The organism is Paraburkholderia sp. TE9906, from assembly GCF_056279605.1.
On record NZ_JBWCCT010000009.1, the window covers coordinates 117,595 to 140,352 of the forward strand.

General features: G+C 63.6%; 22 protein-coding genes. 10 read left to right on the plus strand and 12 right to left on the minus strand.

The features are described from left to right. Nucleotides 1-122 precede the first annotated feature (122 nt). Genes ACZ9H4_RS24490 through ACZ9H4_RS24500 form a run of 3 tightly spaced genes read right to left on the minus strand, consistent with a single transcriptional unit; the run spans nucleotide 123 to nucleotide 3,245 of the window. The gene (locus tag ACZ9H4_RS24490) at nucleotides 123-1,964 is read right to left on the minus strand and encodes a PHA/PHB synthase family protein (protein WP_408147655.1); all 1,842 of its coding nucleotides are present in this window, start codon (nucleotides 1,962-1,964) and stop codon (nucleotides 123-125) included. Beyond that, complete coding sequence (locus ACZ9H4_RS24495; protein ID WP_408147653.1) at nucleotides 1,961-2,707, minus strand: beta-ketoacyl-ACP reductase; 747 nt, start codon at nucleotides 2,705-2,707, stop codon at nucleotides 1,961-1,963. Before ACZ9H4_RS24495 ends, ACZ9H4_RS24490 begins: the two co-directional genes overlap by 4 nt. Next, nucleotides 2,697-3,245 carry a hypothetical protein gene (locus tag ACZ9H4_RS24500; RefSeq protein WP_408147651.1) on the minus strand — a complete coding sequence of 183 codons (549 nt, stop codon included), beginning with the start codon at nucleotides 3,243-3,245 and terminating at the stop codon, nucleotides 2,697-2,699. Before ACZ9H4_RS24500 ends, ACZ9H4_RS24495 begins: the two co-directional genes overlap by 11 nt. A 325-nt stretch (nucleotides 3,246-3,570) precedes the next feature. On the opposite strand from ACZ9H4_RS24500, the gene ACZ9H4_RS24505 reads away from it, so the two are divergent. Then, entirely contained in the window at nucleotides 3,571-4,692 is a 1,122-nt protein-coding gene (locus ACZ9H4_RS24505; RefSeq protein WP_476121390.1) for a PAS domain-containing sensor histidine kinase, read from the plus strand. On the opposite strand, the gene ACZ9H4_RS24510 is transcribed toward ACZ9H4_RS24505, so the two are convergent. Together ACZ9H4_RS24510 and ACZ9H4_RS24515 are read right to left on the minus strand one after the other, a co-directional pair. After that, nucleotides 4,655-5,497: a potassium channel family protein gene (locus ACZ9H4_RS24510; RefSeq protein WP_476121392.1), complete on the minus strand. Its 843-nt coding sequence runs from the start codon at nucleotides 5,495-5,497 to the stop codon at nucleotides 4,655-4,657. The two genes, ACZ9H4_RS24505 and ACZ9H4_RS24510, sit on opposite strands and share 38 nt — an antisense overlap. A 13-nt stretch (nucleotides 5,498-5,510) precedes the next feature. Further along, nucleotides 5,511-6,206: a hypothetical protein gene (locus tag ACZ9H4_RS24515; RefSeq protein ID WP_408147645.1), complete on the minus strand. Its 696-nt coding sequence runs from the start codon at nucleotides 6,204-6,206 to the stop codon at nucleotides 5,511-5,513. Nucleotides 6,207-6,301: 95 nt separating this feature from the next. On the opposite strand from ACZ9H4_RS24515, the gene ACZ9H4_RS24520 reads away from it, so the two are divergent. The 4 genes from ACZ9H4_RS24520 (at nucleotide 6,302) to ACZ9H4_RS24535 (ending at nucleotide 9,902) form a co-directional block, all read left to right on the plus strand. Next, nucleotides 6,302-6,541 carry a hypothetical protein gene (locus ACZ9H4_RS24520; RefSeq protein ID WP_408147643.1) on the plus strand — a complete coding sequence of 80 codons (240 nt, stop codon included), beginning with the start codon at nucleotides 6,302-6,304 and terminating at the stop codon, nucleotides 6,539-6,541. Between the two features lie 49 nt (nucleotides 6,542-6,590). Beyond that, nucleotides 6,591-8,054 carry an MBL fold metallo-hydrolase RNA specificity domain-containing protein gene (locus ACZ9H4_RS24525; protein WP_476121394.1) on the plus strand — a complete coding sequence of 488 codons (1,464 nt, stop codon included), beginning with the start codon at nucleotides 6,591-6,593 and terminating at the stop codon, nucleotides 8,052-8,054. A 99-nt stretch (nucleotides 8,055-8,153) separates the two neighbouring features. After that, entirely contained in the window at nucleotides 8,154-9,185 is a 1,032-nt protein-coding gene (locus tag ACZ9H4_RS24530) for an Acg family FMN-binding oxidoreductase (protein ID WP_408147639.1), read from the plus strand. Between the two features lie 39 nt (nucleotides 9,186-9,224). After that, a complete protein-coding gene (locus ACZ9H4_RS24535; RefSeq protein ID WP_476121397.1) occupies nucleotides 9,225-9,902 on the plus strand; it encodes a nitroreductase family protein in 678 nt (225 codons plus the stop codon). A gap of 101 nt (nucleotides 9,903-10,003) precedes the next feature. Here ACZ9H4_RS24535 and ACZ9H4_RS24540 read toward each other — a convergent pair whose 3' ends face one another. From ACZ9H4_RS24540 to ACZ9H4_RS24555, 4 genes are read right to left on the minus strand one after another with little or no spacing between them, the layout of a single operon-like run. Next, nucleotides 10,004-11,500 carry an efflux transporter outer membrane subunit gene (locus ACZ9H4_RS24540; RefSeq protein WP_476121398.1) on the minus strand — a complete coding sequence of 499 codons (1,497 nt, stop codon included), beginning with the start codon at nucleotides 11,498-11,500 and terminating at the stop codon, nucleotides 10,004-10,006. Next, nucleotides 11,478-12,563, minus strand: a complete 1,086-nt coding sequence (locus ACZ9H4_RS24545; RefSeq protein WP_476121400.1) for an HlyD family secretion protein — start codon at nucleotides 12,561-12,563, stop codon at nucleotides 11,478-11,480. Before ACZ9H4_RS24545 ends, ACZ9H4_RS24540 begins: the two co-directional genes overlap by 23 nt. After that, nucleotides 12,560-13,258, minus strand: a complete 699-nt coding sequence (locus ACZ9H4_RS24550) for an ABC transporter ATP-binding protein (protein WP_408147631.1) — start codon at nucleotides 13,256-13,258, stop codon at nucleotides 12,560-12,562. The genes ACZ9H4_RS24545 and ACZ9H4_RS24550 overlap by 4 nt, the downstream gene beginning before the upstream one ends. 2 nt (nucleotides 13,259-13,260) lie before the next feature. Further along, nucleotides 13,261-14,397, minus strand: a complete 1,137-nt coding sequence (locus ACZ9H4_RS24555; RefSeq protein ID WP_476121403.1) for an ABC transporter permease — start codon at nucleotides 14,395-14,397, stop codon at nucleotides 13,261-13,263. A 23-nt stretch (nucleotides 14,398-14,420) separates the two neighbouring features. Between ACZ9H4_RS24555 and ACZ9H4_RS24560 the strand changes: the two genes are divergently transcribed. The 3 genes from ACZ9H4_RS24560 (at nucleotide 14,421) to ACZ9H4_RS24570 (ending at nucleotide 17,435) form a co-directional block, all read left to right on the plus strand. Continuing rightward, nucleotides 14,421-14,594: a hypothetical protein gene (locus ACZ9H4_RS24560; protein ID WP_408147627.1), complete on the plus strand. Its 174-nt coding sequence runs from the start codon at nucleotides 14,421-14,423 to the stop codon at nucleotides 14,592-14,594. Between the two features lie 127 nt (nucleotides 14,595-14,721). After that, nucleotides 14,722-16,698: an acetate--CoA ligase gene (gene acs, locus ACZ9H4_RS24565; protein WP_476121405.1), complete on the plus strand. Its 1,977-nt coding sequence runs from the start codon at nucleotides 14,722-14,724 to the stop codon at nucleotides 16,696-16,698. Between the two features lie 131 nt (nucleotides 16,699-16,829). Next, nucleotides 16,830-17,435 (plus strand): acetate uptake transporter, encoded by a 606-nt coding sequence (locus ACZ9H4_RS24570; RefSeq protein ID WP_408147623.1) that lies wholly within the window; start codon nucleotides 16,830-16,832, stop codon nucleotides 17,433-17,435. Here the strand turns inward: ACZ9H4_RS24570 and ACZ9H4_RS24575 are convergent, their stop codons facing one another. The 3 genes from ACZ9H4_RS24575 to ACZ9H4_RS24585 form a co-directional block, all read right to left on the minus strand. Then, nucleotides 17,436-18,452 carry a bifunctional enoyl-CoA hydratase/phosphate acetyltransferase gene (locus ACZ9H4_RS24575; RefSeq protein WP_408147620.1) on the minus strand — a complete coding sequence of 339 codons (1,017 nt, stop codon included), beginning with the start codon at nucleotides 18,450-18,452 and terminating at the stop codon, nucleotides 17,436-17,438. A gap of 160 nt (nucleotides 18,453-18,612) precedes the next feature. Continuing rightward, the gene (locus ACZ9H4_RS24580; RefSeq protein WP_408147618.1) at nucleotides 18,613-19,086 is read right to left on the minus strand and encodes a universal stress protein; all 474 of its coding nucleotides are present in this window, start codon (nucleotides 19,084-19,086) and stop codon (nucleotides 18,613-18,615) included. Between the two features lie 37 nt (nucleotides 19,087-19,123). Continuing rightward, nucleotides 19,124-19,486 carry a hypothetical protein gene (locus ACZ9H4_RS24585; RefSeq protein WP_408147616.1) on the minus strand — a complete coding sequence of 121 codons (363 nt, stop codon included), beginning with the start codon at nucleotides 19,484-19,486 and terminating at the stop codon, nucleotides 19,124-19,126. Nucleotides 19,487-19,741: 255 nt separating this feature from the next. Here ACZ9H4_RS24585 and chrA point away from each other — a divergent pair, with 255 nt between their 5' ends. Then, a complete protein-coding gene (gene chrA / locus ACZ9H4_RS24590; protein ID WP_476121409.1) occupies nucleotides 19,742-20,959 on the plus strand; it encodes a chromate efflux transporter in 1,218 nt (405 codons plus the stop codon). Between the two features lie 153 nt (nucleotides 20,960-21,112). Then, a complete protein-coding gene (locus ACZ9H4_RS24595; protein ID WP_476121411.1) occupies nucleotides 21,113-22,756 on the plus strand; it encodes an oleate hydratase in 1,644 nt (547 codons plus the stop codon). Nucleotides 22,757-22,758: the final 2 nt, after the last annotated feature.

Consider the following 22,758-nt stretch of genomic DNA (forward strand, 5'->3'; position numbering starts at 1 on the left):
GGAGCGACAGGATGGCGCTCCGACGGCGGCCTTCTCCGCGCCGCTATGCGGCTACCGGCTATCGGCTAGCGGCTAGCGGTCACTTCCAGCTGCGAGCCGGAATAACGTCGGAATAACGTGGATCACGGTTCGAGAACATAGGTTCCTGGTGCGTCGGCAAGACTGTGGCCAATCGTGCGCGCATCGATGTCGCCGCTCGACTGCCCGTGCAGCCAGCGCGACAGGCATGGCCACCACGATCCGTCGATCACTTCGGCACTTTCCAGAAATACATGCCGGCTGCGATAGGCGGCGTCCGCTGCGCGGCTTGCGCAGCGATAGTGCCGCCCTGGATGACCGGGTTCGGACACGATACCGGCGTTGTGCCCCCCAGAAGTCAGAACGAAGGTCAGCGGGTTGTGCGTGAGCAGATGCAGTTTGTACACCGAACGCCAGGGCGATACATGGTCGCGCTCGGTGCCAACCACGAACATCGGCGTCTCGATGTCCGACAGCGCAACCGGCTTGCCATCCACGCAGTAGCGCCCCGCCGCCAGGTCATTGTTCAGGAACAGCCCCCGCAGGTACTCGCTATGCATCCGGTACGGCATGCGGGTGGTGTCCGCATTCCATGCCATCAGATCACTGGGTTTCGAACGGCGGCCCAACAGATATTCGCTCATCGAGCGTGACCAGATCAGGTCTCGCGCGTTGAGCAACTGGAACGCCGCGGCCATCTGCTCTCCGTCGAGAAATCCCTGCTTCCACATCAGCGCATCGAGTGCCGCCAGCGCGCTTTCATCGATAAACAGGCCCAGTTCGCCGGGTTCGCCGAAGTCGGTCTGCGCGGCGAGCAGCGTGATACTGCGTAACAGAGCGCCATGACCGTCGCGCGCGAGCGCGGCGGCGGCGATCGCCAGCAGCGTGCCGCCCAGACAATAGCCGATTGCATGCACCGGGGAATCGTCGCAACGCTTTCGGACTTCGGCGAGCGCCGCCAGCAGGCCGCGCGACAGATAGTCGTTCAGTCTCGCGTTGCGGAATTCCGCGCCCGGATTACGCCAGGATATCGCGAACACCGTATAACCCTCGCCAACCAGATAGCGGATCAGCGAGTTGTGCGGCTGAAGATCGAGAATGTAGTACTTCATGATCCAAGAGGGCACAATCAGCAGCGGCTCCCGGGCACTTCGTGGGGTCGACGGCGCATACTGAAGCAGTTCGTAGAACGCATTGCGCCAGACCACCTTACCGGGCGTGATTGCGACTTCATTGCCCGGCGTAAAGGGGCCGCGCGCCACACGCGGTGCGCCGCGCAGCCGACGGTTGAGTTCCTCCAGATCGGCATTCCAGTGATTCGCGCCGGCGATGAAGTTCGCGCCGCCCGTACGGAGCGCGGTTTCCAGCACAGCCGGGTTGGTCGGCACGAAATTGGCGGGCGAACAGGCATCGAGCCATTGCCGTGCGAAAAATTCCACGATCTGGGTGTGATGTGCCTGCACCCCCGATACATCAGTTGTCGCCATGTGCCACCACCGCTGGATTTCCAGAAACCCGTCGCGGTACTGGCTGAATGGCCATTGGTTCCAGACAGCTGCTGCAAAGCGCGGATCTCCCTGCGATAGAGGCGACGCCGTCGATGCCGCTTCAGGCAAATCCGCTTCGTCCAGCGCGGCCGGGCCAATTACTGTCGACGTTGCCCGCGACGTAAGCGCCTGCAAAATGTGCGATGTCAACGCCAATCCTTTGCCTGGCGAAATGGCAAGATGGATGAACCAGTCCTGGGCGGCGAGCCACAGCGCCGCCGGCGAAAGTCCGGCGGTGAGGTTGGTGATCGCGGCGTGCGTGGCACGGTCCAGCTGGTCGTATGCGCCATCCGTGCCCGGCGGTGGGCATTCGTCCGGCGATCGCGCAGCGTGCGTTGCGCGCAAGGCCGCTTCCTTGCCCGGAAATTGTGTGACGCTCGCCAAATTGTCGTTTTTCATCGCATGTGCATGCCGCCGTTGATGGCGAAATCCGCGCCGGTAACGAAACCGGCATCGTCGGAGCAGAGAAAGGCCACGAGGGCTGCGACCTCGTCTGGTTGGCCCAGACGGCCCACCGGAATCTGCGGCAGGATTTTCGTTTCCATCACGTCCTTCGGGACGGCCGCGGTCATCGCCGTCGCCAGGTAGCCAGGCGACACCGTATTGACGGTCACGCCGTGTCTGGCCACCTCCAGCGCGAGCGACATCGTGAAGCCGTGAATGCCGGCCTTCGCTGCAGCGTAATTGGTCTGCCCGAACGCTCCGCGCGCGCCGTTCACCGAGCTGATATTGACGACCCGCCCGAACCGCTGTCCGAGCATCCCGCCAAGCAGCGGCTTGGTCATGTTGAACATGGAATCGAGGTCAGTGCGCAACACCCTGTCCCACTCTTCCTTGCTCATCTTTGCGAAGGTCGAGTCGCGGGTGATGCCTGCGTTGTTCACCAGAACGTCCACCGTACCGAACTCGGCCAGCACACGCCCGGCGCAATGCGCGCAGGAATCGAAGCTGGACACGTCGGCCTCAAACGCGACGAAATGCCGACCGGCATCGCGTTCATCCGTGAGCCAGGTGGCCACGTGATCGTTGCGCTCGGAATGCGACATGGCAACCACCATGCCCGCATCGTGAAGACGCCGGCTGATCGCGGCGCCCAATCCTCCCATGCCGCCGGTGACGAAAGCAACGCGCCTAGCCGACATGACGATCCCCTTGCTGGTCACGTCCGCCGGAGGCTCGCGACCTGCCCGAATTCGCCGAACCGGCCGGAATATCCTCGCTGTGGTCGTCGCCGCCCATTGGCCCGTAAGGAGTCTGCGCCGCCGTGCGCTGAATGCGCTGCAACCACTCCTGCCACAGCAGCACGGCCGGACTGTTCGGGGCATGCAGAGGCCATTGATCGCTCCAGGCAGACTGCCACGTCGCCAACGCTTCGTGCAGGCCTTCGCTGTATGCGCTTTGCAACCGCACGGCGGAACTCACCCCTTGCTGCCACAGGTTGGTGGTCGTCGCCATGTAGTCGCGCGCCACGGTATTGCAAGAGGCCGTGAGCTTGCTCAGGTCGTGAGCGGCCGAGGCCGCACTGCGGACGCCGTGCACCGCCGCCACATCGCGCCGGATGCGCTGCATCTCGAACTCGCACGCCTGCTGCCGGGCTTCGAGGCTGAAACCCAGCATTTGCAGCGCAAACGTAAGGTTCGCGCGGTACACGTCGAAGGGTGTGACGGGTTTACCTGTCATGATGATCTCCTGACTTGATGAAGCGGTCCGTATGGGCGAAGTGAGAGGCTGCGGAGAACGAGGTGCCGCAGCGGTGCGTCCACTGTAGACGCGGCCGCCGGAATCCGGTTGACCTGTGTCAATCGCTACCCTGCTTGCCCCGAACGCGGTCGCCTTGCGCTGTCCGCGGGCCGCGCCGCCCTGTGTTCGCGCGGGTGTTTACCGGCGTGCAACGTGCTGAACAAAGGCGGCAGAAACTGCATCATTCGGCGTAAACTAGCGTGTCTCTGCTTTACCCTGCATTGAACCGATCGTTCGCGTTTCACGCCCTTAGTCGGAGATACAGGTGATTTTCAACTGGAACGATGCAAAACGTAATGCAGGAGCGGCGAACGGTTCCGACGTACCGTTGGAGGACCGCTATCAATTGCTGATCGACGCGGTGCAGGACTATGCGATCTTCATGCTCGATTCGACGGGACACGTCGCAAGCTGGAACGGCGGGGCGTGCAAGATAAAGGGCTACGCGCCCGATGAAATAATCGGCCGTCATTTCTCGATCTTCTATACGCCGGAGGACATCGCAACCGACAAGCCTGGCCGCGAACTGGCGCAAGCGAGCGCGCAGGGCCGCGTGGAAGACCAGGGCTGGCGCGTGCGGCGCGACGGCTCCCGTTTCTGGGCGGACGTGACGATCACGGCGGTGCACGACCCGTCCGGCGCCTTGCTCGGTTTTGCCAAGATAACCCGCGACATGACCGAGCGCATGCGGCTCGCCGAACTCGAGCACGCCATTGAGTTGTCGAAGCAGATGCAGCTCACGCGCGAAGACGAGCAAAGGCACATTGCCCGCGAGTTGCATGACGATCTCGGCCAGCAGCTCACCGCGCTCAAGATGGGTGTCGCCGCACTGGAGCCGCGGCTCGCGGCGAGCAGCGAGGCCCCCGCGGGGCTTGCCGCCACGCATGACCTGCAAGCCCAGATCGACAGCATGATGGCCTCGCTGCGCCGCATCGCGGCCAACTTGCGGCCGCCCCTGCTGGACGATCTCGGTCTATCCGCGGCGCTCGAGTGGCTGGTAGACGATTTTACGCATCGCTTCAAGGTGGCCACGAGGCTGCACGTTGGCATCGACGACACGGGCGTCACGTCGTTCGCGGCCACTGCTCTTTTCCGCATCGTGCAGGAAGCGCTGACGAACGTGGCCCGACATGCGCACGCCAGCGAAGTGGTGATCGATATATCGAGCGACGCTGATACCTGCACGGTCTGCGTCGCGGACAATGGCCATGGCACCGAGTTGGGAGACGCCAGCGAGCGCGGCTCGTTTGGCTTGCTCGGCATGCGGGAGCGGGTGCGCCAGCTGCGCGGCGTTCTGACAATCGATAGCGCGCCCGGCAAGGGATTCCGGATCGTCGCACGTGTCGCGCTCAGTGCGATTCGCCCGGATCAGGACCAGCCGGATTGACCGTTTCGACCGGAGCGCCCGCCACGCCTGCTTCGGCGCCGCGCGCCTGTACGTCTTTCCTCAGCGCGGCGATCTCAGCGCGTAGTGCCTTGATGTCGCGATGCATTTCGCGGCGCAGGATCCGCTCTTCCTGTTCGACGAAAATTGCGGCGATGCTGGCAAACACCAGCGACAGCAGCCCGTAGCCGAGTAGCACCACGAACGCGGCAAGCACTCGCGATGCGGGTGTGGTCGGCGCCATGTCGCCATAACCGACTGTCGCGCTGCTTTCGAATGCGAGCCAGACACCCTCAGCGTAGGTGTGCACGCCCGGTTCGAGCCAGTAGAACCCCGCTCCCGCCAACGCGACCAGCAGTGCAGCTGTCACAAGCAGCGGCAACAGGCGCCCGGGCGAGAAGAAGCTGCGCAGCGACACGACGATACGCACCGCAACGAGCCCCACGAACAGGATGCGTAACACCCATTCGAACGACGACCACGGCGATATCCCCCACGCCACGCTGGCTACCGCGCCCGCTGTAATCAACACATCGTAGCCATTGCGCGCGAGAAACCGTTGCGGCTTGTGGCTCAGACAGGCAACGCGGGCAAGGACCGTCCCGAATCCGGTGAACATGCAGGCATACAGCGCACGCCCCGCCGGATGAAGTCCGGATGCGGCGGCCAGTTCGAAATAGAACGCCGGAATGGCGAGCAGACTGAAGGCGAACAGCGCCCACTGCATCCATTGCCACGCCTGCACGGCGCGTGCACCGTCGTGGGCGTCGACCCCGGCAAGACCCGCAACACGCAGGCTCTCCTTCATCTCGACACCGTCATCATGATGGCGCGCCGATGAACGGGCGAAAATCCGTTTCGACCGCGCGAATCTGTTCAGCACACGTTCCGTACAACCAGCCGGGAGTGCCGTCCGTGCGATACATACCCCGGCAGATCCCCTTGATCCGGATGGTCGACATGCCGCTGGCGTCGCTGGTCCGCGTCGCCCACACGTAGACGGCGCCGAACTGGTGCGGCTCGGCGGTTTCGATCGTCGTGTCGTCCGCATGGCGGATCGGCGTCACGGAGCGCTGCGCCACGTACAGTCGGGTGCGTTTCCATAACTGGTCACAATCGACGCGAGCGGAACAGTCCACGTATGCCAGGTCACGCGCTTTTTCAAGCGCGATTTCAGTGTCGCGGTGTGACGCAATCCGCGCTTCGGTACTGCAGCCAGCCACGATGATCGTCAGCAGCGCAACGGCTGCCATCCCCGAGTTTTTCATATCGACCCTGCCCGCTTCACGTTCAACGGCGCGAAGTGCCGTCGCAAGCCATTCGCCTCTTTTAGAAAGTACGGGCGGGATGTTGCAGAGGATTTGACCTAAATCATCCTCCATCGTGATGAGCGGATTCCGGGCGCTGCCAATTTTCCCGAATTTGCCTTCGCGCGCCATCGTGTAGGGAAATGCTGACACCGACGCCGGAATACCTACCGGTGTCTCAGCGTCACCTGATTTATACGGGCCGTTCAATGGCCTTTACTTATCTCATCGGAAGCAGCAATCGAAACATCCGTGCCGCCAGAAACACAGCCGGCGCCCTCTGTCCCTGCAAACAGGAGATCATCATGTCCGACGCCGCTTTCTCCGCTCAGACGATGTCCACTGGTGGCCAGCTGCGCGATGCACTCGACACCGTCGACGATTTGAACCGGATTCTCGCGCTTGCCCGCGAGGCAGGCATGCTGATCACGCTCGACGGCCAGATCGGCCGCGAGAAGTATCAGAGCGTCGCCGGTTCGCTCAACGCGTTCCGACGCTTCGCGCAAGCGCTTTCCAATGCGTCAGCGCAACCGCCGAGGCATTGAGGGGGCTCCCGGACCGTGTACGGCCACTCATGACTGCGAGGTGCGCGTGATGAAGCTGACTTTTCTTGGCGCGGCGGAAACCGTCACTGGTTCGAGATATCTGCTGGAAGGTGCGGGGCTGCGGGTGCTGATCGACTGCGGGTTGTTTCAGGGCACGAAGAATCTGCGTCTACGCAACTGGAACCCGTCGCCGATCGATGTCGGCAAGCTGGACGCCGTGATTCTGACTCACGCGCATCTCGATCACAGCGGCTATCTACCCGTGCTCGTTCGAATGGGCTATCGCGGACCGGTCTACTGCACGCGCGGCACCCGCGACCTCTGCCAGATCATGCTGCGCGACAGCGCCAGACTGCAGGAAGAGGAAGCGGCCTATGCGAACCGTCACGGCCTGTCGAAACATCTTCCAGCGCTGCCGCTTTACACGCTGGAAGATGCCGAGAATGCACTTGAGTTGCTCGACCCGCGCGATTTCGATGTGCCTAAAAAATTGAACGACCATGGGTGTTTCCGCCTGCTGCCTGCGGGGCACATTCTCGGCGCCGCGAGCGTGGTGTTGTGCGTCGAAGGCAAGGTCATTGCCTTCTCGGGCGACCTCGGCCGGCCGGAGGACCCCATCATGCGCGCGCCGATGCCGCTGGCGCATGCCGATTACCTGGTCGTCGAATCCACCTACGGCGACCGGCTTCACGAGAAAGCCGATCCCGCCACCGAACTGGCGGAAGTGTTTGCGAACACTTTCCGGCGCGGCGGCATCGTCGTGATTCCGTGTTTCGCGGTGGGACGCGCGCAATCGATCCTTCACTACATCGCACAATTGAAAGCCACCGGCCGGATGGCCAATGTGCCTGTTTTTCTCGACAGCCCGATGGCGACGAGCGTCACCCAGCTTTACCAGCATCACGTCGGCGAACATCGGCTGAGCACGGCTCAAGCCAATGCGATCAGCCACGCCGCACAGATGGTTCGCACCGTCGACGAATCCAAGGCTATTCTGGGCCGGCATGGACCCATGGTCATCATCGCGGGCAGCGGCATGGCGACCGGCGGCCGGGTCGTGCACCACCTGAAAGCCTTTGCTCCCGATCATCGCAACACGATCGCGCTGGTCGGCTATCAGGCGGCGGGCACGCGCGGCGCCGCGCTGGCCGCCGGCGCGCCGACCATCAAGATTCACGGCGACTATGTGCGGGTGCGCGCATCGGTCGTGAGCCTCTCGTCGTTGTCGGCCCACGCGGACTACGGCGAGGTGCTGTCGTGGTTGCGCTCGATACCCGATCCGCCGCAGCGCACGTTCGTCACGCACGGCGAACCGGCCGCCGCGGATGCGATGCGCCGCCACATCGAAGAGACTTATCACTGGCGCTGCGAAGTGCCGCTCTACGCTCAAACGGTCGATTTGCCCGGCGCCGTGGACGATGCAGCGATCGATCCGTGCGCCGCCGTCGCGGACTGGCCAACGGATCACCGCTTACCGGCGGCCCCAAACGGGAGCGACAGGCCTGCGCCATAAAAAGCGCTCTTCTCCATTCGATTCGAACTGATGCAGATCAATCTGCGTGCGCCGCAGCCTGACACAGTGGCAACGTGGATTCGTGCAGGAGACCATGACATGAGCGCATTGCCGCAGACGGCCGCGTGGGCCGTCGACGAACATCAGCTGGACCCCACCGCGAGCGTCGAAGACAAGCTGCGATTCGCAATACGCTATGCCGTGCTGGCGCCGTCGAACCACAACGCGCAGCCCTGGCACTTCATCTTGAATGGCGACAGCGTGAGCCTCTGCGCCGACCGGTTGCGCGCATTGCCGGTGGTCGATCCGTTCGATCGCGAGCTGATCATGAGTTGCGGTGCGGCGCTGTTCAATCTGCGCGTGGCACTGAGCTACTTCGGGCTTGCCTACGCGATCACCCTCTTCCCGTCGCGTGCCGATCCCGACGTGCTGGCGCATCTGCGCATCGTCGACGGCGGTCACCGCGACACCGGTCTTGCCCCCCTGTTTCAGGCGATTGCTCGCCGCGTCACCACCCGCGAGATCTTCGCGGACGAGCCGCTGCCCCCGGCTATCCAGCGACAACTCGTGGAAGCCGCAGAAGCGGAAGGCGCGGACGTGATTTGCGTCTCCAACGCGTCACTGCGCGAGACGCTCGCCGAGCTGGTCGCCGAAGCCGACCGGCTCCAGTTCGAGGATCCGCGTTTTCGCCGCGAACTGGCCAGCTGGGTCCATCCGCGACGCCGCGAAGACGGCATGCCGGCCCTCTCCGCAGGCTTGAGCGCACTGCTCGACCTGGCGGCACCCGTGCTCACCTCGGTCATGCGCACCTTCGACCTCGGCGGCGGCCTCGCGGCGGCGCATCATGCGCTCGCTGCGGGCTCACCGCTGCTGATCTGCGTGGCGATGCCGACGGACGACGCTTCCGCGTGGCTGGCAGCCGGCCAGGCGCTCGAACGCCTGTTGCTGGTCGCCGCGAATGCCGGGTTGACGGCGTCCTATCTGAATCAACCGATCGAATTGAGCGCCTTGCGTGAGCGGCTGCGCACGGCGCTGGCGACGGACGCGACACCCCAGATCCTGTTGCGCGTCGGCCGTGCGGAGCCCGTGCCCCATTCGCCGCGCCGCCCGCTTGCCGAGGTCGTGTCATGAGGCCCGGCCCCGGCCCAACGCCTGTTCGATGAGGTTGCCATGAGACATCTGTTCAGACTCGGCACTGAGCCGCGCGATCCAGCACGTGCACGCCCGGCCACCGGCCGCGCGGCTTCGCATATCACGCTGCCACTACCCATGCTGAGCGGCGGCCTGCTGATCATGGAAGCCTTTTCGAAACGGCGCACGACTCGCCGCTTCGCGACGACCGGGCTCGACGAATCGACACTGAGCCAGTTGCTCTGGGCCGCCGACGGCATTAACCGCATCGGACCCGACGGCAACAACGGACGCACGGCGCCGTCGGTCCTCGCCTTGCACGAGATCGACATTTATGCGGCGCTCGCGTGCGGCATCTACCGCTACGATCCCCTGCACCATGGTCTCGATCTGGTGGTCGCGGCCGATCTACGCGGTTTGACGGGGTATCAGGAATTTGTCGGCGAGGCGCCGCTCGAACTGGTGTATGTCGCCAACCTTGCCCGCATGCACGACATTGCCCCATCGCAGCGCGAGCCATTTGCGTATGCAAGTGCTGGGGCGATCATGCAAAACGTCTACCTGTTCTGCGCGGCCGCCAGATTGGCGGTTGCCGCCCGCAGCTGGCTCAACCGCAGCGCATTGGGCGTCGAGATGCACCTTGGGCGCGACAGTGTGCCGGTCCTCGCGCAAACCATCGGCCACTTCGATTTCGCCGATGCGCATGACGCGGGCTGATGCAGGTACGAGCCGCGTTGTGGCGGAAGTCATGCCGGAAGTGTCATGCCTGACGTGATACATGCAGCGCAGAGGCCGCCAGATGCCGTTACTTCCGATCGTTACTTCTGATCGTTCCACCCGCCGCCCAATGCAACGTACAGCGCCACGGTATCCTGAAGTCTTTGCGCCACGCCCTGCAACCACGCGATTCGCGCCTGGTGATATTGCTGATCCGCAACCAGTATCTGCAGATAGCCTATCGTGCCCGCGTCGTAGTCGATCCTGATCAGGTGCAGCGCCTGGGCCGCGGCATCCATCGCCCGCGTTTGCGCATCCAGCGCACGGGCATCGTTGTCGAGCGCGCGAAGCACATCCGCCACCTCGCCGAAAGCGCTCAGCACGACCTGCCGGTATGCAGCGCGCTCCTGCGCATACGCATCGAGGGCCGCCTTTCGCTGGAACCAGAGCGTGCCGCCGTGAAACACGGGCGCAGTGATGTCGGCAGCCACTGCCCATATCTGCCCGCTGCGATGCAATAACGTGCTCATGGACGAATTGTCATAGCCGCCGGAAGCACTGAGGGTCACGCCGGGTAACAGATTGGCGGTCGCGACCCCAATGTTTGCACTCGCCACGTGAAATGCGGCTTCGGCTTGCAGAATGTCCGGACGACGGCGCACGAGTGACGCGGGCACCGTATCTGGCAAGGTGGACGGCAGCGCGATATCGCTGAGTGAAAGCTCGGGCGCGTGCCACTGCGCCGGCACCATGCCCGACAGCACCGCAAGCAGATCTTCCGCCTGCGCGCGCTTCTGGGCGAGCGTGGGCACCGAGGCCTCAAGCGTGGCCTGCTCGTTTTCGAGCGTGAGAACCGCCGAGTACGCGCTGGTGCCCGCGTCGGACTGCGCCCGCGTGATGCGAACCTGTTCCTGCAATAGCCCGATCATTTCACTGGTTGCGGCAATCTGATCGGTATATGCCGCGCGCGCGATCATCGTGTTGACCACGTTGGCCGTGAGCGTGAGATAGGTCGCGAGCACACTATGGCGCTGCGCGTCTTCGCGCGCGCGCAATGCCTCGACCATGCGCGCCTGGCCCCCCCAGATATCGAGCACATAGCTCACGCTGGCAGAGAGCGTAAACAGATTGAAGAGCGTCGACGGCTGATCGGAGCCGAGCCGCAGCGGTGAAAATTTCTGGCGGGACGCGCCGAAACCCGCATCGATCTGCGGAAAGAATATGCCGGCGCCCGCGCGCATTTCATCTTCACTTTGACGCAGCGCGGCCTGGGCGCTGTCGATCGTCGCATTGCCGGTCAGCGCTTCGTCGACAGCGTTGTCAATCGCCAGGGAGCCGAATAGCGTCCACCAGTCGGAAGGCAGATCAGCTTGCGCGGAGAACGTCTGCGAGGCGCCAGCCGCCTGCATCGGCTCGGCGGGCAGCCCGCCCGTCACAAACTGATCGACCTTTGGCGGCGGTGGCCGTGAGAAGTTCGGCCCCATCATGCAGGCATCGAGCGGCAATGCGAGCAGCAATACCGCCGCCCGCCGCAGCAGGCGGCGCATACGAGCGCACGCGGGAACACGGCGCGTGTCATCCGGCGGCGATATAGACATCGACGAGCTGTCCTGGGTATAGACGCGCGCCCTTTGGCAACGCGACACGGAAAATCACCGGCAGCACGCGCACATCGACGCGTTCGGCGCGCTGATCGCTCAGTTCGATTTTGGGCGACACGTAGGGCTGGATTCGCATGAACTCCAGCGGCGCCTCGAGATGGGTGCCACGCACGAACATGCGCGCTTTCAGCGCATGAGGGTCGGGCAGGCGGTCGATCAGAATTTCATCGACGTAACAGCGCACGGCCAGTTGCCCAGCGGGTGAGCCAATCACCAGCACCGGCGCCTGGCCCTTCGCATAGGGCTCGTACACCCCTAGCGGCGACACGTACGAGCCTTGCGCTGCATTGACTGATAGCACCACGCCGTCGGCCGGCGCGCGTATCGTGTATTGCGCCACCAGCGCGTCCGCCGAGTCCGCGGCCTTGCGCAACGCGTCGACCTGTTTCTGCTGATTCCGGATGTCGTAGATCCATGCGCCGGCCCGCGTGAGGTTGTACTGCCGCGTGACCACGTCGAGATTTGCGCGGGCAACCTTCAGCGCGTTCGCCGCGTTGTCAAGCGTGTCCTTGCTGACCGCTTTCGTGTCGATCGCAAATGCCTTCTGCTGCTTGTCGAACTGATCCTGCGCCATCTTGAGGCTCGCGGCCGCCGCGCTGACCTGGGCGCTCGCCACGTCCAGCGTTTCCTTGCGTGGCTGGGACTTCAGTTCATCGAGCATGGCCGCGGCTGCTTCCGCCTGCGCGGCGAGCTGGGCGGCCGTTGCGCGCTGCACCGAATCGTCGATCGTGAGCAGCACGTCGCCTGCTTTCACTGCCGCACCTTCGCGTGCGCTCACCCTGGTCACCGCACCGGCCACACTCGGATAAACGTTGATGTTTTCCCCGGCCGGCTGATCGCTTTCGACGATACCCTGCGCGTACACGCCGCGCGCGTACGGATTCGCAGCGGGACTGAAGACCGGCGGCTGCGGCACCTGTTGCTGGCCGTAGACAAATGCCGCCACAATGCCCGCGATAAAACCGGCGATGGCGAACGCGAAGACGAGCGTGCGTTTCATTTCGCACTCCCGAGGTCGACGCTTTTGAGTCGACCGTCTTCCATGTGCAGGATACGATCGGCGTAGTCGAAGATGCGGCTGTCGTGTGTGACGATGACGATGCAGCGGTGCTCGTTGAGCACCTGATGTTTGACGAATTCGATAATGCTGCGACCGGTGTCGCCGTCGAGCGATGCGGTCGGTTCGTCGAAGACAAGGATGTCCGGCTGGCTCACGATGGCGCGCGCGATCGCCACGCGCTGCTGCTCTCCACCCGAGAGTTTCACGGGCGGGAGTTGCGCGCGGTTCTCGAGACCCACAATTTTCAGGTACCTGAGCGCGTCGCCGAGTGCTTCGTCCCACGGCCGCCGTTTCAGAATGAGCGGAATGGCCACGTTTTCCGCAGTCGTCAGCCGCGCGAACAGGTGGTAGTCCTGGAACACGAAACCGATGCGGTTGAGCCGGAAGTCCGCAATCGCGTCGTGCGGCTGTTTCCACAGATCGATGCCGTCCACCACGACATCGCCACTGTCCGGCCGCAGTATCCCCGAGATGACACTCAACAAGGTGGTCTTGCCGCTGCCGGATGGCCCCACGATCAGCAGCATTTCGCCGAATTTCGCTTCGACCGATACATCGCGCAACGCACAGGTGCGCGCGTCGCCCTCGCCGAACCACTTGGTGACCGCCCGGGCGTCGATCGCCAGATTCGCCACGGCTAGCCCCGGAAGATGTCGAAGGGTTCAATCCGCAGCACGCGGCGGATACCCATGTAGCTGGACGTCGCGGCAATCACGATCACCATGCCGAACGCCAGCGCCAGATTACCGTACGTGATGATGGCGGCGTAATCCGGAATGCGCAGCCGTGCGAGGCTGATCAATGCCACGCACAGGCCGACGCCGAGCCCATAACCCGTGAGTGCGGTGAACGTGGCCTGGAACAGGATCATCGCGACGAGTTCGTACCGCTTCGCACCGATTGCCTTCAGCGCGCCGAATTTCTCGAGGTTCTCGAGAATGAACGTGTAGAACGTTTGCCCCGAAATGGACAGACCGACGACGAAACTGATCACGGTCATCAACATGATGTTGGTGCCGAGCCCGGTTTCGTACTTGTAGAAGTGCGAGATCCGGTACATGAACTCGTTCTTCGTGAATGCCACGTAACCCATCGCCCGCACCGCCTGCTTGATGTGCGCGATGTCGGCATTTGACTTGGGTTCGACGAGGATGTACGAGGTGGTGTAGCGGCTTGACGGAATGTATGTGACCGCGCGTTGATAAGTGGTGTATAGCGTGGGCGTGCCGAACAGGCCACTGCTCGCCACTGTGGCGATGCCGACCACCACGCCCCGATGGTCATTGAGCTCGAAGTCGGTGCCGAGCGTCGGGTTTTTCAGCTTCACGAACTCGGCATCGTCGATCGCAATGAAACCATTTTCCGCATAGATGTCTTCGATCTTGCCCTGCTTCATGTGCGGCCAGCCGAACAGGCTCGCGTCGTCGAGACCGATCACCGTGACCGCCTGATACGTGCCGTCCCGCAGCTTGACCAGAGCCGCACCCGAATAGAGCGGTACAGCGTATTTCACGCCATCGACACTGCGCACCGCATCGAGCACGTAGCTCGGCATGCCGATGCTGCTCGCGATGGTCTGCACCGCCGGGTCCATCACCCATATTTTTGCGCCGATATTGATGACGGTCGATGACGATTTGTTGAGGATGCCGGCGAAGAGCGAGGTCATCTGAATCATCAGAAAGACGGCGAACGAAATGCCCACTAGCAACGCGGAGAATTTCGCGCTGTCGTTGATGAGAAGCTTGAACGCGAGCCGGAGGATGCCTTTCATGCTGTTCGCGGGATAGTCAGACGATGAAAGAAGTGTTCATCATCGTTCTTGTTGTGCTGTTGCGATTGATTTTCATCAAGGCTCCCGCTATTCGTGTCGCCCGCGAAAACCCTGCCGCGCTCCGCCTTTCAGTTGATATGCATCAACAGCGCCGCCCGTGGCTGGATCATAGTTGCCGTGCACCCACGCTGATCTGAGGCCGGCTCCACCATGTTGGAGCGTCGGCCCAGGCACCTCATGGCCAACAAGAGCCTTCCCGCATCGGTAAAGCGCTTTTCTTGCGTACTGCACGCTTTGCCCCTTCATGATTTATGTGAGGAGACTATGTCTACCATCGAATCGGTTGTCCCCAACAGCACCGCGCTGCACATCCCGCTTGCTCCGGATGCGAGCATCGACGGCATGCAGGCCTATCGCGCCCTCGTTGCCGAGGCAAGCCAGGACCACCACGCATTCTGGGCACGCCTTGCCCGCGAACAGCTCGCATGGCGCCGCCCATTCACGAAGGTGCTGGACGAGGCGGATGCACCGTTCTACCGGTGGTTCGAAGACGGCGAGCTAAACGCGTCGTATAACTGTCTCGATCGCAACCTGGTCAACGGCCTGGCGGACAAGGCCGCGATCGTCTTCGAGTCCGACGATGGGAAGATCACGCATGTGACCTATCAGGCGCTGTATCACCGCGTATGCCGGCTCGCCAACGCGCTGCGCGCACGCGACGTGAAAAAGGGCGACCGCGTGGTGATTTACATGCCGATGTCGGTGGAGGGCGTGGTCGCCATGCTCGCTTGCGCGCGCATCGGCGCGCCGCACTCGGTGGTGTTCGGCGGCTTCTCCGCGAAGTCGCTGCATGAACGCATCGTCGACGTCGGCGCGTCTGCCGTCATCACCGCTGACGAGCAGGTTCGCGGCGGCAAGACGTTGCCGCTCAAAACGATCGTCGACGAAGCGCTCGCGATGGGCGGCACGGACGGCATCGGGACAGTGGCGATTTACCGGCGCACCGGCGGGCGGATTCCATGGATCGCAGGCCGCGACGCATGGTTGCACGAACTCGAAGCGGCGCAGCCGGACACCTGCGAACCCGAGTGGGTCGGCGCGGAGCATCCGTTGTTCGTGCTGTACACGTCCGGCTCGACGGGCACGCCGAAAGGCGTTCAGCACAGCACCGGCGGCTATCTGCTGTGGGCCGCGCTGACGATGAAATGGACCTTCGATATCAAGCCCGCCGACGTATTCTGGTGCACGGCGGACATTGGCTGGATCACCGGCCACACCTACATCTGCTATGGGCCGACCGCGGTCGGCGCGACCCAGGTGATCTTCGAAGGCGTGCCCACTTTCCCGAACGCGGGCCGCTTCTGGAACATGATCGAGCGCCACAGGGTCAGTATCTTCTATACGGCGCCGACGGCGATCCGCTCGCTCATCAAGTCCTCGGACGCCGATCGCTCGGTGCATCCGGACAGCTTCGACCTGAGCAGTCTGCGTCTGCTCGGTACGGTCGGCGAGCCGATCAATCCAAGCGCGTGGACGTGGTATGCCCAGCATGTCGGCGGCGGCCGTTGCCCTGTGCTCGACACGTTCTGGCAAACGGAAACCGGCGGCCACATGATTTCCCCGCTGCCGGGCGCGACGCCCCTCGTGCCGGGCTCATGCACGTTGCCAATGCCCGGCATCGACGCGGCGATCGTCGACGAAACCGGTCACGAAGTGCCGAATGGCCACGGCGGCGTGCTCGTCATCCGCAAGCCGTGGCCCTCGATGATCAGAACCATATGGGGCAACCCGGAGCGCTTCCGGCATGGCTATTTTCCCGACGAGCTTGGCGGCAGGCTGTACCTTGCGGGCGACGGTGCGATCCGCGACATCGACACCGGCTACTTCACGATCACCGGCCGGATCGACGACGTGCTGAACGTTTCCGGGCACCGGCTCGGGACCATGGAAATCGAGTCGGCGCTCGCCGCGCATCCGCTGGTTGCGGAAGCCGCGGTGGTCGGCCGCCCGGACGACACCGCCGGCGAGGCAATCGTCGCATTCGTGGTGCTCAAGACGGCGCGGCCGTGCGCAGCCGACGCGAAGCGCGTGGCCGACGAACTGCGCGCGTGGGTGGGCAAAGAGATCGGCCCGATCGCCAAGCCCAAAGACATCCGCTTCGGCGACGCGATGCCGAAGACTCGCTCGGGCAAGGTGGTGCGCCGGCTGTTGCGCTCGGTGGCCAAAGGCGAAGTCATCGTGCAGGACACCTCGACGGTCGAAAACCCCGCGGTGATTTCACAATTCGCCGATGCCACCTGATTCCCATCTGACCCGCGAGCGATAACCGCTCGCCCAATTTGCCTCAAGCACGATCCGACCTCGCGCGTGCCCAGCGTGGACACGCGCTTATCCTAATTTCATCGTTCCTGCACGGAACGGAGGATGTCATCATGAATGTCAAGGCTCCCAATCCCGCTTCGCTCGGTCTCGCGGGTTTCGCATTGACGACGTGGCTGCTCAGCATGATCAACGCCGGCTGGTTCAGCGGCAATGCGATGGGGATGGTGCTCGCCGTCGCTTTCGCTTACGGCGGCACCGCGCAGGCGCTCGCCGGACTCATGGAGATTCCGCGCGGCAACACGTTTGGCGCGACCGCTTTCCTCAGCTACGGCGCTTTCTGGTGGTCGCTCGCACTGTTCGTGCTGTTTCTGCACGGCACGGTGCCGGCTGCCTTTATCGGCTGGTATCTGTTTCTTTGGGGTGTGTTTACGCTTTACATGTGGGTCGCGACATGGCGGGCCGCACGCGTGCTGCAACTGGTGTTTCTCTCGCTGTGGGTGACCTTCTTCGTGCTCGCGGCGAGCGAATGGACCGGCCTTGAATGGCTGCATCATGCAGGCGGGTATCTGGGCATGCTGACCGCGCTGCTGGCGTTTTATCTGTCCGCCGCGGAAATCATCAACGAGACCCACGGGCACGTGGTGTTGCCGACAGGTGCGGTAACCGCTCAACTTGCCGTGAGCCTGACGATTCAGGAAGAACTGCGCGAAGCGTGATCAGGCAGATTCCGGGCGGCACCTGCCGCCCGCTTGGCCGCCGCACGGGTCGGCCAGCAGCACCGCCAGCGCACATGATGCCACCCGCGTGGGCACGCCGTCGGTGCGGCCCGTGAGCACGATGGGTACCCTGGCACCGAGAACAATGCCAGCGCTGGCGGCTCCGCCGAGAAACTCCAGTTGCTTGACGAGCATGTTGCCAGCCTCGAGATCGGGCACCACCAGGATGTCAGCGCGGCCTGCAACAAGAGAGACAATTCCCTTCAGCCGCGCGGCTCTGACCGAAATAGCGTCGTCGAAGGCGAGCGGTCCGTCCACCAACGCGCCGGTTAGCTGGCCTCGGTCTGCCATCTTGGACAAGGCCGCGGCGTCAAGTGTGGCGCGCATCTTCGAATTGACGGTTTCAACCGCGCCAAGGATCGCGACACGGGGCAGCGCGAGGCCGAGCGCGTGCGCGAGATCGATCGCGTTTTGCACGATGCCCTGCTTCTGCTCCAGATCCGGGACCACATTGACTGCGGCGTCCGTGATGATAAAGGGGCGTGGATAGCTCGGAATCTGCATCAGAAAACAGTGCGACATGCGCTTGCCGGTCCGCAAACCCAGCCAACCCTTTCCCGGCTGAACCACGGCTTCCATGAGTTCGGCGGTCGGCAGACTGCCTTTCATTAGCGCCTGCACGTGTCCACGCGCCGCAAGTTCAACCGCACGGGCGGCTGCGGCATGACTATGCGGCACGTCATCGATTTCGATGCCTGCGAGATCGATTCCCGCCGCTGAGGCCAGCGCCTGAATTCTCTCGCGCGGCGCGATGACCACCGGATCGATCAGGCCGGCGTGGCATGCCGCGCTCATTGCCGCGAGACTTGGACTGTCGCAGGGATGGACGACCGCGATACGAACCGGGCCGCGGGCGAGCGCCAGCCGCAGCAGCGGCGCGGGTTCTCCGTGCGGGCCCGGGATGATGCCGGGCAACGCGTCTGCCGCTGGCTCGCCGGCAACCGGGCATGTATTCATAGGAGAAAGTCCGCATGCAGTTGCAGAAGCAAAATGAGCCAGGACGCGGGGCACGCCCGTGAGCGCGCCCCTTCCTGGCACCTGTCCGTCAATAGATGGAGATCGCTACGGCATGTCGACGATCACTTTCAACGCATCGGAAGCCGTCGCGTGATGCACGTCAGGCCGGTGGGTCATGCTCCGTGTCCACCGCCTCCCGGATCAGCAGCACCGGACACGTTGCAAAGCGGACGAACCGCTCGGCTACGCTGCCGATCACCATGCGCCGCAAGCCGCGGCGCCCATGTGTGCCCATCACGACCAGGTCTGCGCCACGGCGTTGCGCACAGCGCACAAGCGCACTAGCGACGTCTTCACAGACGCCTAGGGTCTCCACGATCTCCGTGTCGCCCGCGACGTTAAGCTCGCGCATCTGGGCGAGCGCGCCTTGCAGCAGCGTCATGCCGACCTGACGCGCCGCGTCCGTCAACAGATGAGGATCGCACGCGCCCGCGTACGTGAAAGCCCCCGACTGATCCAGCACGTAGACCGCCGTCACCTTGCCGCGCGAGAGCTTTGCAAGCTGGATCGCTTCGGAAAGTGCACGCTTCGATGCTTCGCTGCCGTCCAGAGCCACCACGATGTTTGCGTACATGACTGCCTCCTGGGAAACATTGCCCATCCGTGCGGAATCAGATGCGCGCGGCGCCTCGTGCGAGCATCCGCTCGGCTGCATCGAATGCTGCCCGCACCGCGCCATCGGCGTCAGCGCCCTGCTGATGCTCTAGCGGCACCAGCTCGCCGGTGCGCAGGATCAGATCAAGACGAACGTCGAACAGGAGATGATTCGGCGCCGCGTCCGGACCCGCGCGTCGCGTGTCGAGCGCGTCGACCATGCCGCTCGACGCACGCCTGTGAATGGCCTCGACTGCAAGATGGCATCCGGAAATGGCTTTGCAAAACCGCTCGAGCCGCACCAGTTGCGCGGCGGCCTCCGACTCGATTTGCGCGGTCCCCGCAAATCCGAAGTAGACGATCTGCATGTCGATTCCCATACTGCCTCCGCGCGTATAGTCCTGCCGGTCGACTGGTGCGACACCGAAAGCCACGCATGGCAGCGAGCCGATGAGCAGATCATCTGCGCTATTCGCAGGCTCCGGTTGACCTGCATCAACGGTGATGCAACAGTGCCGTGCGATTGACGGGACCGATCGAACAAACCAGCGCGCGGACGCCGACACCCGCTCGACAGGACCGGGATGTGCTATTTTGCGGAGCCCATCCCGGCACTTCAATGCACGACCTTTTCCATGCGCAACGCAGATACACAGACGCCCGCCACCCGAACGGCGCATAGCTCGCCATGGACGCTCTTCTGGATATTCCTGCGGCTCGGTCTGACTTCGTTCGGCGGCCCGGCGGCCCATCTTGGCTACTTTCGCGACGAATTCGTCAAGCGTCGCCGCTGGCTCGACGAACACACGTTCGGCGACCTGGTTGCGCTGTGCCAGTTTCTGCCCGGGCCCGGCAGCAGCCAGGTCGGCATCGCGATTGGCCGTCTGCGCGGCGGCGTGGCGGGTGCGGTGGCGGCCTGGCTCGGCTTTACGCTGCCATCGGTGTTAGTGCTCGTGGCTTTCGCCTATGGGTTCACGCGTCTGGGGGATGCGACCGCGCTTCATCTGCTGCGGGGACTGAAGATCGCGGCGGTGGCGGTGGTCGTCCATGCGGTCTGGTCGATGGGACGCATGCTCTGTCCAGACCGCGCGCGCGTGACGATCGCGGCGCTCTCGGCCATCGCCGTCATTCTGCTCGGCGCGGCTTACGGGCAGATCGCGTCGATCGTCACGGCGGGAATCACCGGTGCCGTATTGCTGAAATCGTCGACGGAGGTGCCGGGCGCACCGCTCGGCATGCCGGGAACGAAAGCCGGCGCGCTCGGCTGCCTCGCGGCTTTCGCACTGTTGCTGTTCGGATTGCCTGCCATAGCGGCCTCTCTGCACAGCTACCCGCTCGATCTGTTTGCGGCGTTCTACCGGGTCGGATCTCTGGTGTTTGGCGGCGGGCACGTCGTATTGCCGCTGCTGGAAGCAGTCGTCGTGCCGCGTGGCTGGGTCGCCGCGAACGCGTTCATGGCGGGCTACGGCGCGGCGCAGGCGGTTCCCGGTCCGCTTTTTTCGTTCGCCGCGTTTCTTGGCGCCACCAGCACCGGACATCCGTCGGGCATGGTCGGCGCACTGATTGCCACGGTGGCGATTTTCCTGCCGTCGTTTCTGCTGGTCGGCGCTGCGCTGCCCCTGTGGAGCGAGCTGCGCGCGCTCGCGCCCATGCGCCGCGCGATGGCCGGCATCAACGCCGCCGTGGTCGGTATCCTGCTCGCCGCGCTCTATAACCCCGTATGGATCAGCGCGGTTCACAACGGGCGCGATTTCGCGCTGCTCGTCGTTGCCCTGGTGCTGCTTGCGTGGTGGCGCGTGCCGTCGTGGGCGGTCGTGTTGCTGACGGCAGTGCTCGCGTGGTGGTTCGTTTGAAACAGGCACCGCTCTTTCAGGCACCGCGCGGCCCCTCCGCTGCGAAGGGGGCACCACTCAAGCTCTGTTGATCCAACTCAATACGCGTTCGCTTCGCCCCGGTATGGTCTGGACACTGGCATCTGGATGGCCATTATCTTCGGGGGACTCAGCATGAACAACCCAGACCACCTTGCGACGCGCTCCACCGGGAATGGCTTCAGGGACGCCCCTGCGGCAGCCCGCCATTTCCATCTCGTCGGCGGCGGCATTGCGTCGCTCGCGGCCGCTGCGTTCCTCATACGCGACGCCGACGTGCCCGGCTGCGACATCACGATCTTCGAGGCGCTCGACAAGCCGGGCGGCAGCCTGGACGGTGCCGGCTCTCCGGACGAGGGCTACATGGTCCGCGGCGGCCGCATGCTCGAAAGCAAATATCTGTGCACCTATGATCTGTTCGACTCGATTCCGACACTGGACGGGCGCAGCAGCGTCACGAAAGAAATTTTCGACTGGAACCAAACGATCCGCACCTCGTCGAAAGCGCGGCTCGTGCGTAATGGCCGGCGCGAGACCGCGCCTCCTTATGAACTCGCCGAGAGGCATGTACTCACGCTCGGCCGTCTCTCGATCGAACCGGAAGCCCTGCTTGGCGATAGCCGGATTTCGGAACACTTCGAGCCGGACTTTTTCGAAACCAACTTCTGGTTCATGTGGTGCACGACCTTTGCGTTTCAACCGTGGCATAGCGCGGTCGAATTCCGCCGCTACCTGCTGCGCTTCGCGCATATGACGTCGGGCTTCAACCAGTTGCACGGCATCATGCGCACGGTCTACAACCAGCACGACTCGATGGTGCGGCCGTTGCGCAAGTGGCTCGCCGAGCACGGCGTGCGATTTCGCGCCAACACGCGCGTCGTCGATCTGCGCTATGACGAAAGCGGCGAGCTGAACCGGGTGGCGGGTATCGTCTGCGAACACGAGAACCGTCGTGTCGAGATTCCGGTCGATGAAGAGGACAAGGTCATCGTCACGCTCGGTTCGATGACTGCGGGATCGAGCCTCGGCGGCACGAACCGGCCTGCCGGGTTCGATCACGGCGACAGCAGCGGCGCGTGGGCGCTCTGGAAAAATATCGCGTCGGGACGAGCCGAATTCGGCCATCCATCCGTGTTCGCCGATCACGTCGGCGAATCCCGCTGGCTGTCCTTCACCGCGACGCTGCACGACCCGACGCTATTCCGCCTGGTCCGCGATCTGACCGGCAACGTGCCTGGCGAAGGCGGCCTCATCACCTTCCCGCAGTCGAACTGGCTTGCGTCGATCGTGCTGCCGCACCAGCCGCATTTCATCGGACAGCCGAAGGACGTCGAAGTGCTCTGGGGCTATGGGCTCTTCGTCGACCGGCCCGGCAATTTTGTCGGCAAGCCGATGGCCGATTGCACCGGCCGCGAAATCATGACCGAACTGCTGGGTCATCTTCACGTGCACGAGGACGCCCCACGCATTCTCGACGACGCGATCTGCATTCCGTGCCTGATGCCGTTCATCACCAGTCAGTTTCTGCGGCGCAAACCCGGCGACCGGCCTCAGGTGGTACCCGAAGGTTGGGCGAACCTCGCATTCGTCGGGCAGTTTTGCGAGTTGCCGAACGACGTGGTGTTCACTGTCGAATATTCGGTGCGCACCGCGCAGACGGCCGTCTACACGTTGCTGGATTTAGACCGGTCAGCCCCGGCGGTCTACAAAGGTCAGCACGACCTGCGCGTGGTGTACGGGGCGTTGTCGGCGCTGCGTCACCCACTGCGTAACCAATAGGC